The sequence below is a fragment of the Streptococcus sp. KHUD_010 genome (genome assembly GCF_040207525.1).
Taxonomy (GTDB): domain Bacteria; phylum Bacillota; class Bacilli; order Lactobacillales; family Streptococcaceae; genus Streptococcus; species Streptococcus hominis.
Map to the genome: position 1 here is coordinate 845,771 of NZ_CP157941.1, position 14,166 is coordinate 859,936.

12 protein-coding genes are annotated in these 14,166 nt (G+C 39.7%); all 12 read left to right on the forward strand.

The genetic code is table 11. From position 1 onward, the window contains the following. Positions 1–43: 43 nt before the first annotated feature. The 12 genes from dprA to ABKA15_RS04260 all read left to right on the forward strand — a co-directional run bounded on the left by dprA (position 44) and on the right by ABKA15_RS04260 (position 14,072). The gene (gene dprA / locus ABKA15_RS04205) at positions 44–886 is read left to right on the forward strand and encodes a DNA-processing protein DprA (protein WP_049513260.1); all 843 of its coding nucleotides are present in this window, start codon (positions 44–46) and stop codon (positions 884–886) included. 85 nt (positions 887–971) lie between these two features. Further along, positions 972–3,065 (forward strand): type I DNA topoisomerase, encoded by a 2,094-nt coding sequence (gene topA / locus ABKA15_RS04210; protein ID WP_152907028.1) that lies wholly within the window; start codon positions 972–974, stop codon positions 3,063–3,065. Positions 3,066–3,128: 63 nt separating this feature from the next. After that, on the forward strand, positions 3,129–3,626 hold the full coding sequence (locus ABKA15_RS04215; RefSeq protein WP_049513264.1) for a hypothetical protein: 498 nt from the start codon (positions 3,129–3,131) through the stop codon (positions 3,624–3,626). Between the two features lie 173 nt (positions 3,627–3,799). Continuing rightward, complete coding sequence (gene trmFO / locus ABKA15_RS04220; protein ID WP_049513266.1) at positions 3,800–5,134, forward strand: methylenetetrahydrofolate--tRNA-(uracil(54)-C(5))-methyltransferase (FADH(2)-oxidizing) TrmFO; 1,335 nt, start codon at positions 3,800–3,802, stop codon at positions 5,132–5,134. Between the two features lie 132 nt (positions 5,135–5,266). After that, positions 5,267–6,091, forward strand: a complete 825-nt coding sequence (locus tag ABKA15_RS04225; protein ID WP_049513268.1) for an alpha/beta hydrolase — start codon at positions 5,267–5,269, stop codon at positions 6,089–6,091. 34 nt (positions 6,092–6,125) lie between these two features. Continuing rightward, on the forward strand, positions 6,126–6,866 hold the full coding sequence (locus tag ABKA15_RS04230) for an alpha/beta hydrolase-fold protein (protein ID WP_049513270.1): 741 nt from the start codon (positions 6,126–6,128) through the stop codon (positions 6,864–6,866). Positions 6,867–6,885: 19 nt separating this feature from the next. Continuing rightward, on the forward strand, positions 6,886–8,046 hold the full coding sequence (locus ABKA15_RS04235) for an ATP-grasp domain-containing protein (RefSeq protein WP_049513272.1): 1,161 nt from the start codon (positions 6,886–6,888) through the stop codon (positions 8,044–8,046). Positions 8,047–8,207: 161 nt separating this feature from the next. Then, the gene (locus tag ABKA15_RS04240) at positions 8,208–9,176 is read left to right on the forward strand and encodes a thiamine pyrophosphate-dependent dehydrogenase E1 component subunit alpha (protein ID WP_049513274.1); all 969 of its coding nucleotides are present in this window, start codon (positions 8,208–8,210) and stop codon (positions 9,174–9,176) included. A 19-nt stretch (positions 9,177–9,195) separates the two neighbouring features. Beyond that, positions 9,196–10,188, forward strand: a complete 993-nt coding sequence (locus ABKA15_RS04245; RefSeq protein WP_049513275.1) for an alpha-ketoacid dehydrogenase subunit beta — start codon at positions 9,196–9,198, stop codon at positions 10,186–10,188. 107 nt (positions 10,189–10,295) lie between these two features. Beyond that, on the forward strand, positions 10,296–11,339 hold the full coding sequence (locus ABKA15_RS04250) for a dihydrolipoamide acetyltransferase (RefSeq protein WP_049513277.1): 1,044 nt from the start codon (positions 10,296–10,298) through the stop codon (positions 11,337–11,339). Positions 11,340–11,370: 31 nt separating this feature from the next. Then, positions 11,371–13,074 carry a dihydrolipoyl dehydrogenase gene (gene lpdA, locus ABKA15_RS04255; RefSeq protein ID WP_049513279.1) on the forward strand — a complete coding sequence of 568 codons (1,704 nt, stop codon included), beginning with the start codon at positions 11,371–11,373 and terminating at the stop codon, positions 13,072–13,074. 8 nt (positions 13,075–13,082) lie between these two features. Continuing rightward, the gene (locus ABKA15_RS04260) at positions 13,083–14,072 is read left to right on the forward strand and encodes a lipoate--protein ligase (protein ID WP_049513281.1); all 990 of its coding nucleotides are present in this window, start codon (positions 13,083–13,085) and stop codon (positions 14,070–14,072) included. The last annotated feature ends 94 nt before the right edge of the window (positions 14,073–14,166 follow it).

The following is a 14,166-nucleotide window of genomic DNA, read 5'->3' on the forward strand; positions in this document are numbered from 1 at the left end:
AGTATCTTTGAAAGATATTAATGAAAGTAAAAGGAATGATAAAATGGATAATTTTGATATTTATAAATTAAAAGAAGCCGGCTTGACCAACCAACAGGTCATCAATGTTCTTTCGTATGCTGAGATACAAGAAAAAGAATTATCAGTAAAAGATATGGCAGTTGTGTCGGAATGCCGTAATCCAGCTCTTTTCATTGAAAAATATCTGCAGCTAGATGGTGATTTATTATGTCAAGAATTTAAAAAATTTCCGTCTTTTTCTATCTTGGATGATGTGTATCCTTGGGATTTGAGTGAAATTTACAATCCACCCGTTCTCCTTTTCTACAAAGGAAACTTGGATTTGTTAAAATTACCGAAAGTAGCTGTTGTGGGAAGTCGCAATAGTAGCCGAACAGGCAGTCAATCTGTTCAAAAAATTGTTAAAGAGCTAAACAATGAGCTAGTTATCGTAAGCGGCTTAGCGCGCGGAATTGATACGTCAGCTCACATGGCAGCGTTGCAAAATGGCGGTCGAACGATTGCCGTTATTGGAACCGGTTTAGATGTTTTTTATCCAAGAGCAAATAAAAAACTCCAATCGTATTTGGGAGAACATCACCTTGTGCTTAGTGAATATGGTCCCGAAGCAGAACCATTGAAATTTCATTTTCCAGAACGGAATCGCATTATTGCAGGTTTGTGTAGGGGCGTTATTGTCGCTGAAGCCAAAATGCGCTCAGGAAGTCTAATTACTTGTGAGCGCGCAATGGAAGAAGGACGAGATGTGTTTGCTATTCCAGGGTCAATTTTAGACGGCAGAAGTGATGGCTGTCATCATTTGATTCAAGAGGGTGCAAAGTGCGTCACATCAGGCGCTGACGTACTTTCTGAATTCCAATTTTAAAACAAGTTCTCCTATAAGAGAATGTTACTAGTTGACATCTTAAAAAAAATAGTTTAAACTCTATGAGGTTTATTACTTTTAGAAGGTGTTTACATTGGTAACAAAAACAAAGAAAAAAACAGCAATGAAAAAAAATTTGGTGATTGTAGAGTCGCCAGCTAAAGCAAAAACAATCGAAAAATATTTAGGGCGGAACTACAAGGTTTTAGCCAGCGTTGGACATATTCGCGATTTGAAAAAGTCTACCATGTCCATCGATTTTGAAAACAACTATGAGCCAGAATATATCAATATTCGCGGAAAAGGGCCTCTTATCAATGATTTGAAAAAAGAAGCTAAAAAAGCGAAACAAGTCTATCTTGCAAGTGACCCGGACCGTGAAGGAGAAGCCATTTCTTGGCATTTGGCACATATTCTAAATTTGGACGAGACAGATAAAAACCGTGTTGTTTTCAACGAAATCACGAAAGATGCAGTTAAAAATGCTTTTAAAGAACCGCGCCAGATTGACATGGATTTGGTAGATGCTCAACAAGCGCGTCGTGTCCTTGACCGTATTGTGGGGTACTCTATCTCTCCAATTCTCTGGAAAAAAGTCAAAAAGGGATTGTCAGCTGGACGTGTGCAATCTGTTGCCTTGAAGCTCATCATTGACCGTGAAAATGAAATCAATGCTTTTAAACCAGAAGAGTATTGGACGATTGATGGAACTTTCAAAAAAGGACCTCGTCAATTTCAAGCAAGCTTTTACGGCATGAATGGCAAGAAAATGAAGCTTGCTACCAACGATGATGTAAAAAACGTTCTTTCTCATATCAAAGGCGATGAATTTACTGTCGAAAGCGTTGAGAAAAAGGAACGCAAGCGCAACGCTCCGCTACCTTATACCACATCATCTATGCAGCAGGATGCTGCCAATAAAATTAATTTCCGAACTCGTAAGACGATGATGGTTGCTCAGCAGCTCTACGAAGGAATTAATATCGGATCTGGTGTGCAAGGTTTGATTACCTATATGCGTACAGACTCCACTCGTATTAGTCCGGTAGCTCAAAACGAAGCTGCAACCTTCATTACAGATCGTTTTGGTGAGAAATATTCTAAACACGGCAGTAGAATCCGAAATGCTTTTGGCGCACAAGACGCCCATGAAGCGATTCGTCCGTCAAGTGTGTTCAACACACCTGAAAATATCGCGAAATATCTAGATAAAGATCAATTAAAGCTATACACGCTGATTTGGAATCGTTTTGTAGCTAGTCAAATGACTGCAGCAGTATTTGACACTATGAGTGTGAAATTGGAGCAAAACGGTGTTCAATTTGCTGCAAATGGTAGTCAAGTTAAATTTGACGGTTATCTAGCTATTTACAACGATTCTGATAAGAATAAAATGTTGCCTGATATGGAAAAGGGTGACATAGTGAAACGGGTCAATACCAATCCTGAACAGCATTTCACACAACCACCTGCTCGTTATTCTGAAGCGACCTTGATTAAGACATTGGAAGAAAATGGTGTCGGACGTCCATCAACTTATGCACCAACAATCGAAACTATTCAAAAACGCTACTATGTCAAATTAGTTTCTAAGCGCTTTGAGCCAACTGAACTGGGAGAAATCGTGAACTCTCTGATTGTTGAATTTTTCCCAGATATTGTCAATGTGAAATTTACCGCTGATATGGAAGCTAAGCTAGATGATGTAGAAGTAGGAAAAGAGCAATGGCAAAAGGTCATTGATGAATTTTATAAGCCGTTTGGAAAAGAAGTTGCAAAAGCAGAAACTGAAATGGAAAAAATTCAAATCAAAGATGAACCTGCTGGATTTGACTGTGAAGTCTGTGGAAGTCCTATGGTTATCAAATTGGGCCGCTATGGTAAATTCTATGCATGTAGCAATTTTCCTGACTGTCGTCATACTCAAGCGATTGTCAAAGAAATCGGTGTAGAGTGTCCTAAGTGTCACAAAGGGCAAATCATTGAACGCAAAACCAAACGCAATCGCCTTTTCTATGGCTGCAATCGCTACCCAGATTGTGACTTTACTTCCTGGGATAAACCAGTCGGTCGCTCTTGTCCGAAATGTGGTCAGTATCTTGTAGAAAAGAAGGTTCGTGGTGGTGGCAAACAAGTTGTCTGCAGTAATGGCGACTATGAAGAAGAAAAAGTAAAATAAATTAAAGATGTTTGCATAATTTATTTTATGTAAACTTTCTTTACATATAGCAAAGGGAACTGTATGAAAGAGAAATTTGATGAATTTTTTAAAATTACAAGAGAGTTGAACAAAATCGAAATCACTCCTCTTCTTATGGGCTCATTAGGACTTGAACAGGTAACTGGTCGAGATTGGCAAGCGCGAGATATTGATATTCATGTGCCGGGAGACCCAAGAGGTTGGGGGGCTCCTGATGAGGAGCGAATTTATGATTTTGAAAAGATTGAAATGATTATGAACCGGATTGGCTACCAATTAGTAGATTTGCACGAGCACGAATTTCAAAAAGGAAATCTATCGGTTGAATTTGGTAGCATGAATACTTTGGAAAACTTTGCTGGGATTCCTTTAGATGAATTGGTAAAACATGAAACAGCAGGGGTAATTTATTTTCTTCCTGATGCTGAACAATATCTTAAGATTTACACAGCATCTTCGCAAGATTCCTATCGAAATGACCAAAATAATGATAAGGATTTTGTTAAAATTGCTTATCTGGAAAAAATGTTAAAGAAATAGATACATGACCAATCATTATATTCTTTACACCAATGTTTGAGGATGGATACTAATAAGTTAGTGTATTTGCATTCTAGAAAGTCTCACTCGTCAGTAGGGGCTTTTTCTGTTATAATGGTTAAGAATAATTAGAAAGATTTGTGGGAGTCTCCTCCCAAAGAGGTATTTGTTTCATGTCTCAATCTTACATCAATGTCATAGGAGCTGGTCTTGCAGGTAGCGAAGCAGCTTATCAAATTGCTAAACGCGGTATTCCTGTTAAGCTGTATGAAATGCGAGGAGTGAAATCTACTCCGCAACATAAGACTAGTGATTTTGCAGAGCTAGTCTGTTCTAACTCTCTACGGGGGGATTCGCTAACGAATGCGGTTGGTCTCTTAAAAGAAGAAATGCGACGTTTGGATTCTATCATTATGAGATCAGCAGAAGCTACGCGTATTCCTGCTGGAGGAGCATTAGCAGTTGACCGTGACGGTTTTTCACAAATGGTGACTGATGAGGTGACAAACCACCCTTTAATCGAAGTTATTCGTGAGGAAATCACCAAAATTCCTGATGATACGATTACTGTTATTGCGACGGGACCTTTGACAAGTGATACACTTGCTGAAAAGATTCACGCGCTAAATGGTGGAGCTGGATTCTATTTTTATGATGCGGCGGCACCGATCGTAGATGTCAATACAATTGACATGGAGAAAGTTTACCTCAAATCTCGCTATGACAAGGGAGAGGCTGCTTATCTCAATGCTCCTATGACTAAGAATGAGTTTATGGCTTTTCATGACGCTTTGGTAAATGCCGAGGAAGCACCGTTAAATAGCTTTGAAAAAGAAAAATACTTTGAAGGCTGTATGCCGATTGAGGTGATGGCAAAAAGAGGAATAAAAACCATGCTCTACGGTCCTATGAAGCCAGTTGGTTTGGAATACCCAGATGACTATAAAGGACCTCGTGACGGTGAATTTAAGACACCCTATGCAGTCGTTCAGCTTCGTCAAGACAATGCAGCTGGAAGCCTTTATAATATCGTTGGTTTTCAAACTCATCTCAAATGGGGAGAACAGAAGCGCGTTTTTCGGATGATTCCGGGATTAGAAAATGCAGAATTTGTCCGCTATGGCGTGATGCACCGCAATTCTTACATGGATTCACCAAATCTCCTGACACAGACGTTCCAGTCTAAAAAACAAGAGAATATCTTCTTTGCAGGTCAGATGACCGGTGTAGAAGGGTATGTGGAATCCGCTGCATCTGGGCTGGTAGCCGGTATCAATGCAACTAGACTTTTCAATGGAGAAGAAGCTCTAGTCTTTCCAGAAACAACTGCTATTGGAAGCTTACCTCATTATATCACGCATGCTGATAGCAAACATTTCCAGCCAATGAATGTCAATTTTGGAATTATCAAGGAGTTGGACGGTCCACGTATTCGAGACAAAAAAGAACGCTATGAAAAAATAGCAAAACGAGCGCTACAAGCTATCAAAAATTATCAAAATCTCTAGTTTTCTTTTGAAAAAGATAGAAATAATGATGATTTGTTATAAAAGTATTAAAAAAGTTAGGAATTCCCTAACTTTTTTGCATATTTTATGATATAATAAATAAAAATTTTGAAAATAGAAAGTTTTCTGACAATGAATCAATCCTATTTTTACCTTGAAGTAAGGGAACATGCATTAGAAGTGCCTTATAGCAAACAAAAGCGTCGTGTTCGAGTACTACTTCCTAGAAATTATGAGCAAGATACTCAGAAATCCTATCCTGTAGTTTATTTTCACGACGGTCAAAATGTCCTTTATAGTAAAGAGTCTTTTAGTGGACATTCTTGGAAAATCATTCCAACGATTAAGAGAAATCCCGACATTGAAAAAATGATTGTGGTGGCGATTGACAATGACGGTTTTAATCGAATGAATGAGTATTCTGCATGGAAATATCAAGAATCAACTATTCCAGGTATGCAATTTGGCGGCAAGGGGACAGAGTATGCGGAGTTTGTCATGGAAGTTGTTAAACCCTTTGTTGATGAGCATTATCGTACAAAGTCAGACCGAGCGCACACGGCTATGGTTGGTTCTTCTTTAGGCGGAAACATTACTCAGTTTATGGGAATTGAATACCAAGAGCAAATTGGCTGTTTGGGTGTTTTCTCATCTGCAAACTGGCTGCATCAGGAAGCGTTCAATCGTTATATAGAACGCAATAACTTATTAGCAGATCAGCGGATTTATATTTATGTTGGAACAGAAGAGGCAGATGACACCGATAAAACCTTAATGGCTGGCAATATCAAGCAAGCTTATATTGATTCGTCATTAACCTACTTCCGTCAGTTAATAGCGGGCGGTTTAGATTTGGAAAATCTGTTGTTTCATATCCAAGCTGGAGCAGAGCACAATGAAGTAGTCTGGGCTGAGCATTTACCTGATTGTCTTCGCTTCTTTAGCGAAAAATGGTAAATAAATTAATTAAGAATATGAGGAGAGAATTTATATGCATGTTGAGTTTTTAAGTCATTGGAGCAGTCATTTAAACTGTGAAATGTATGTGAATCGTTATGGGCACGCTGGAATGCCTGTAGTCGTTTTTGCTTCGTCTGGTGGCAGTCACAATGAATATGCAGATTTTGGTATGATTGAGGCTTGTTCATGGTTTATCGAAACAGGAAAAATCCAATTTTTCACTTTGAGTAGTGTAGATAGTGAAAGCTGGTTGGCTGATTGGAAAGCTCCTCACGACCGCGCAGAAATGCTCCGAGCTTATGAGCACTATGTCATTGAGGAAGCTATTCCTTTTATCAAGCATAAAACAGGTTGGTTTGATCCGATGATGACAACAGGTTGCTCTATGGGAGCCTATCACGCTGTTAATTTCTTTCTCCAGCACCCCGATGTCTTCAATAAAGTCATTGCACTGAGCGGGGTTTACGATGCCCGCTTCTTTGTTGGTGATTGTTTGGATGATGAAGCAATTTATCAAAATTCACCAGCAGATTATATTTGGAATCAAAACGATGGCTGGTTTATTGACCACTATCGCAATGCTGATATCATTGTCTGTACAGGACTTGGTGCATGGGAGCAGGATGGACTACCTTCTTTCTACACCTTAAAAGAAGCCTTCGAGCATAAGAACATTCCTGCATGGTTTGCTGAATGGGGATATGATGTTTCGCATGACTGGATTTGGTGGCGCAAGCAAATGCCTTATTTTCTAAGTCAATTAAATCTATGATTAGAAAGGAAACAATATTATGAACTATATCGTTATTTCACCTTATTATCCACAAAATTTTCAACAATTTACCGTTGAACTTGCTAACAAAGGAATTACTGTTTTGGGGATTGGGCAAGAGCCTTATGATCAATTAGATCAACCTTTGAAGAATGCTTTAACAGAATATTTTCGTGTGGAAAATCTAGAAAATCTCGATGAAGTTAAACGTGCTGTAGCTTTCCTTTTTTACAAGCACGGACCAATTGACCGCATTGAGTCACACAATGAATATTGGTTGAACCAAGATGCAAAATTGCGTGAACAGTTTAATGTTACCGGACCAAAACCAAAAGACTTGAAAAAGACAAAGTTTAAGTCTGAAATGAAGAAGCTCTTTAAAAAAGCTGGTGTTCCTGTCGTTCCTGGTCAAATTGTAAAAACCTTGCAGGCAGTTGACATGGCTGTCAGTAAAATTGGACTTCCGATGATTGCGAAGCCAGACAATGGAGTTGGCGCAGCTGGAACTTATAAATTGGAAACCACTGAAGATGTTGAACAATTTAAACAAGAATGGGATAAGCAAACCGTTTATTTCTTTGAAAAATTCGTTGACTCTGGACAAATTTGCACGTTTGACGGATTACTCGATTCAAAAGGAAATATTGTGTTTTCAACGACTTTTGACTATGCTTATACTCCTTTAGACTTAGTTTTGAATCATTATGAAAACTCATATTATATTATAAAAGATATGGATCCAAAATTACGTCAATATGGGGAAGCTATTATTAAAGCATTTGGCATGAAAGAACGTTTCTTCCATATTGAATTATTCCGTGACGGAGATGATTATATTGCCATAGAATACAATAATCGTCCAGCAGGTGCTTTTACGATTGATTTGTATAACTTTGCTCACTCCATTGACCTTTATAGTGGATATGCAGATATTGTGAATGGGGACCCCTTCCCACAACCTCAAGTCGAAGCACAATATGGCTTGGTTACTTCACGCCGTTCAACATCAAATTATGTGTATTCAGAAGAAGAATTGCGTGCAAAGTACGGCGATAAATTAAAAGCAGTCAAAATCATGCCAAAGGCATTTGCAGAGTTACAAGGAGATGTTCATTATATTTTGACAACATCAAGTCGTTCGGAAATCGATCAAATGATAGAGGATTTTGGGAAAAAGTAGAAATACCCATTTGTGAAATTTTTATTTAGTCAATTCAAATCAGCTTGCCAGCAAGGTTAGCTGATTTTTCTTTGTGAAATTGTTCAAGCATAAATTTTGACAGTATTTTTTAGTTTGGATAGAATGAAATTATAGAATTACACTCATAGAAAGGCTTGACTATGACAACTTTAGATAAAAATCTTTTACTAGAGATGTTTCGTAAGATGGAAGAGATCCGTCGGATGGACTTAAAAATTGCTCAACTCGTAAAAAAGGGGAAAGTGCCAGGCATGACTCACTTTTCTGTCGGAGAAGAAGCAGCTAGCGTTGGAGCTATGCTGGCCCTCAATCCTGATGATTTGATTACTTCTAACCACCGTGGTCATGGTCAGGCGATTGCCAAAGGAATTGACCTGAACGGCATGATGGCAGAAATCATGGGCAAATACAACGGCACCTGCAAAGGAAAAGGTGGCTCCATGCACATTGCTGATTTGGATGCTGGAAACTTAGGAGCAAATGGTATCGTTGGCGGAGGCATGGGGATTGCGGTAGGTGCCGCCCTTACTCAGCAAATGCATCATACGGGAAAGATTGTTGCCTGTTTCTTTGGTGACGGAGCAACGAACGAAGGTGTTTTTCATGAAGCGGTTAATATGGCTTCTATTTGGAAGTTACCAGTGATTTTTTATTGTATCAATAATGGCTATGGTATTTCTGCGGATATTAAGAAAATGACCAATATAGAGCACATTCACGAGCGGAGTGCCGCTTATGGTATTCCTGGCATGTTTATCCCAGACGGGAATAACGTCATTGAGGTCTATGAGGGCTTTCAAAAAGCTATTAAATATGTTCGAAGTGGTAAAGGACCTGTTTTGATTGAAAGTGTTACTTATCGCTGGTTGGGACATTCATCTTCTGACCCAGGTAAATATCGAACACGTGAAGAAGTTGAGGAGTGGAAGAAAAAAGACCCAATTGAAAATCTTCGTAAATATTTACTCGCAAATCAGATTGCAAGCAATGAAGAGTTAGAAGCTATCCAAGCAGAGGTTAAAGAAGCAGTGGAAGCATCTGTAAAATTTGCAGAGGAAAGTCCATTTCCACCGCTTGAATCAGCTTTTGAAGATATTTACGCGGACTAAGAGAGGAGATTGAACAATAATGGAAACAAAAACAATGTCCTTCCGTGACACCATTATCCTTGCCATGTCTGAGGAAATGCGTCTTGATGAAAATGTGTTGTTAATGGGAGAAGATGTCGGTATTTTCGGAGGAGATTTCGGAACATCCGTCGGAATGTTAGAAGAATTCGGTCCAGAACGAGTACGTGATTGTCCAATTTCTGAAGCAGCTATTTCAGGAGCTGCAGCAGGAGCGGCCATGACTGGGCTACGCCCAATTGTAGATATGACTTTTATGGATTTTTCTGTCATTGCCATGGATGCAATTGTCAACCAAGCCGCTAAGACTCGTTATATGTTTGGTGGCAAAGGTCAAGTTTCGATGACAATTCGCTGCGCAGCTGGAAATGGTGTCGGATCAGCTGCTCAACACTCACAATCTTTGGAATCTTGGTTCACACACATTCCGGGTTTAAAGGTTGTTGCACCTGGAACTCCTGCAGATATGAAAGGCTTGTTGAAATCCTCAATCCGCGACAACAATCCTGTTATTATTCTTGAGTACAAGTCAGAATTCAACCAAAAAGGCGAAGTTCCGCTTGATCCTGATTATACAATCCCTCTCGGTGTTGGTGACATCAAAAAAGAGGGGACGGATGTGACAGTTGTGACCTATGGAAAAATGCTCCGCAGGGTTATGCAAGCAGCTGAAGAATTGACAGAAGAAGGCATTTCGGTAGAAGTGGTGGATCCACGTACTTTGGTGCCTCTGGACAAGGATATCATTATCAACTCAGTCAAGAAAACAGGAAAAGTCGTTCTGGTTAATGATGCCCACAAAACTAGTGGTTATATCGGTGAAATTTCTGCTATCATTTCCGAATCAGAGGCATTTGACTATTTGGATGCACCAATTCGCCGCTGTGCTGGTGAAGATGTACCCATGCCTTACGCCCAGAATCTTGAAAACGCCATGATTCCGACAGTTGAAAGTATCAAAGATGCTATTCATAAGACTTACAATAAAGAATAAAACTGAAATTGATATTGATTACAATATTTCACATAACTAAAATTATGCAAAAACAAAAATAGCTCAAGATTAAAGAACAATCAATAAAAAAAGAAATAGGAGAAGCTATGATTGATGATAAGTTAAGAGCGACCCCTGCTGCTAGAAAATTAGCAGATGACTTGGGTATCAATCTCTATGACGTATCTGGTACTGGCGCAAAGGGACGAGTTCATAAAGAAGATATCGAAAGTTATCGAGAATTCAATATTGTGAAAATTACGCCCCTTGCAAAACGTATTGCAGAAGAAAATAATATCGCTTGGCAGGAAATCCAAGGGACAGGTATTCGCGGCAAGATTATGAAGAAGGACGTTCTGACTTTGCTTCCTGAAAATGTTGACTCAGACAGCATCAAGTCACCTGCTCAGATTGAGAAAGCGGAAGAAATACCTGACAACATCATTCCTTATGGAGAAATTGAACGCCTTCCAATGACGCCAATGCGGAAGGTCATTGCAAAACGAATGGTGGATTCTTATCTGACAGCGCCAACTTTTACTCTCAACTATGATGTAGATATGACAGAACTGTTGGCGCTACGCAAAAAGGTTTTAGAGCCAATCATGGAAGCGACAGGAAAGAAAATCACGGTCACGGATTTACTTTCTATGGCTGTTGTCAAAACTTTGATGAAGCACCCTTATCTCAATTCGTCTCTGACAGAAGATGGGCAAACCATTATCATGCACAATTATGTCAATCTGGCTATGGCTGTTGGTATGGACAACGGGCTTATGACACCGGTGGTTTACAATGCCGAAAAAATGAGTCTGTCTGAGTTAGTCGTTGCCTTCAAGGATGTGATTGGTCGGACTTTAGACGGGAAATTAGCGCCAAGCGAATTGCAAAACTCAACTTTTACGATTAGCAATCTAGGAATGTTTGGTGTTCAATCTTTCGGACCAATTATCAATCAGCCCAATTCTGCAATTTTGGGAGTTAGCTCAACCATTGAAAAACCAGTCGTAGTAAACGGAGAAATTGTGATTCGACCAATCATGAGTCTTGGATTAACCATTGACCACCGAATCGTGGACGGCATGGCAGGTGCTAAATTCATGAAAGACCTGAAAACACTAATTGAAGACCCGATTTCAATGTTGGTGTAAGAAAAAGTTTAAATGAGAGGAAAATAAAAACATGGCCTTAGAAGTAATTATGCCAAAAGCCGGCGTTGATATGACAGAAGGACAGATTGTTCAATGGAATAAAAAAGTTGGCGAATTTGTAAAAGAAGGAGAAATCCTTCTGGAAATCATGACAGATAAAGTCAGTATGGAATTAGAAGCAGAAGAAGACGGCTATCTAATTGCTATCTTGAAAGGGGATGGCGAGACTGTTCCTGTAACGGAAGTTATCGGTTATCTGGGCGAAGAAGGAGAAAATATTCCGACTGCTGTGGCTGCTTCAGATGCTAGTTCAACACCAACTGCAGCCACAACTTCTAACGACGATAATAAGAGTGATGACGCTTATGATATTGTTGTTATTGGTGGCGGACCAGCTGGCTATGTGGCAGCTATTAAAGCAGCTCAATTAGGAGGCAAGATTGCTCTTGTTGAAAAATCTGAACTAGGTGGAACTTGCCTCAATCGTGGCTGTATTCCAACCAAGACCTATCTTCACAATGCGGAAATTATTGAAAGCCTAGACCATGCAGCAAACCGCGGTATTATCATTGAAAATCCAAACTTTACCGTCAATATGGATAAAGTCCTGGAAACCAAAAACAAGGTTGTCAATACACTTGTCGGAGGCGTTGCAGGTCTGCTTCGCAGCTACGGTGTTGATGTTCACAAAGGAATTGGTACCATTACCAAAGATAAGAATGTCTTGGTGAATGGTGCTGAACTTCTTGAGACCAAGAAGATTATCTTAGCTGGTGGATCAAAAGTCAGCAAGATTAACGTTCCAGGTATGGAATCACCACTTGTTATGACTAGCGATGATATCCTGGATATGAAGGAAGTTCCAGAAAGTTTAGTAATCATTGGTGGTGGCGTTGTTGGTATTGAGCTAGGACAGGCTTTCATGACCTTTGGTAGCAAGGTGACGGTTGTCGAAATGATGAATCGGATTGTTCCAGCTATGGATGCAGAAGTCTCTAAAAACCTTCGGCTCATTCTTGAGCGCAAGGGCATGACCATTTTGACAGAGACCAAGCTGGAAGAAATTGTCGAAGAAAATGGCAAGCTCCGCATCAAAGTTGCAGGAAAAGAAGATATCATAGCTGATAAAGCTTTGCTTTCTATTGGACGCGTACCTGATTTGGAGGGAATTGGCGAGGTTGACTTTGAACTAGACCGCGGTCGTATCAAGGTCAATGAATATATGGAAACTTCTGTTTCAGGAATTTACGCGCCCGGAGACATTAACGGTACCAAGATGTTGGCGCATGCAGCTTTTCGTATGGGGGAAGTAGCTGCAGAGAATGCTCTCAAAGGCAATCACGTAGTTGCTAAATTAAATCTAACTCCAGCAGCCATCTACACTTTGCCAGAAGTTGCGGCAGTCGGTCTGACTGAAGAACAAGCTCGTGAGAAATACGATGTTGCTATCGGTAAATTCAACTTCGCGGCTAATGGCCGTGCGATCGCTTCTGATGCGGCTCAAGGCTTCGTTAAAGTTATAGCTGATAAGAAATACGGAGAAATCCTTGGAGTTCACATCATTGGTCCTGCAGCTGCAGAATTAATCAACGAAGCATCAAGCATCATCGAAATGGAAATCACTGTTGAAGAAATGCTCAAGACCATCCACGGCCACCCAACTTATTCAGAAGTGATGTATGAAGCATTTGCAGATGTACTCGGCATGGCTATTCATGCCCTTAAGAAAAGATAAGAGGCACTATGAAATACATTATCAATAATAGTAACGATACAGCTTTCAACATTGCTCTTGAGGAGTATGCCTTCAAGCATCTCCTTGATGAAGATATGATTTTCTTGCTTTGGGTCAATAAACCGTCTATCATTGTCGGACGTCATCAGAATACCATTGAAGAAATCAATCGTGACTATGTCCGAGAGCATGGCATTGAGGTTGTTCGTCGTATCAGTGGAGGCGGAGCTGTCTATCATGACTATAACAATCTCAACTACACCATCATTTCCAAAGAAACTGAGAACAAAGCCTTTGATTTTAAGAGCTTCTCTATTCCGGTCATCAAGACTTTGGAAGAATTAGGTGTAAAAGCAGAATTTACAGGGCGCAACGATTTGGAAATTGACGGAAAAAAATTCTGTGGCAATGCTCAGGCTTATATTAATGGTCGAATCATGCATCACGGTTGCTTGCTGTTTGACGTAGAGTTATCTGTCTTGGCGAATGCCTTAAAAGTTTCCAAAGATAAGTTTGAGTCCAAAGGAGTCAAATCTGTTCGCGCTCGTGTAACCAATATCGTTGATGAATTGCCTGAAAAGATTACTGTCGAGCAATTTCGCGACCTCCTGCTAGACTATATGAAGAAAGAATATCCAGAAATGACAGAATATGTCTTCTCCGATGATGAACTAGATGAAATCAACCATATCAAGGAAACTAAATTTGCTACTTGGGATTGGAATTATGGCAAATCGCCAGAGTACAATGTTCATCGTGGTACCAAGTTTACTAGTGGTAAGGTCGAAATCTTTGCCAATGTTGTTGAGTCGAAGATTGAAAATATTAAAATTTACGGCGACTTCTTTGGTATCGAGGACGTAGTAGCAGTAGAAGAAGCTTTGAAAGGCGTCAAGTATGAGCGCGAGGACGTTTTAAAAGCTCTTGAAAACCTGGAAATTGCTCGCTATTTCGCTGGAATTAGCCAAGAAGAAATTGCAGAAGCGATTGTGGAATAAAAAAACAACTGACTCTAATTAATAATGTAAGAGAGTCAGTTGTTTTTGGTTTAATTTCAAGGAGAAGATTTTACATAAGTTTAAATATGTAAAA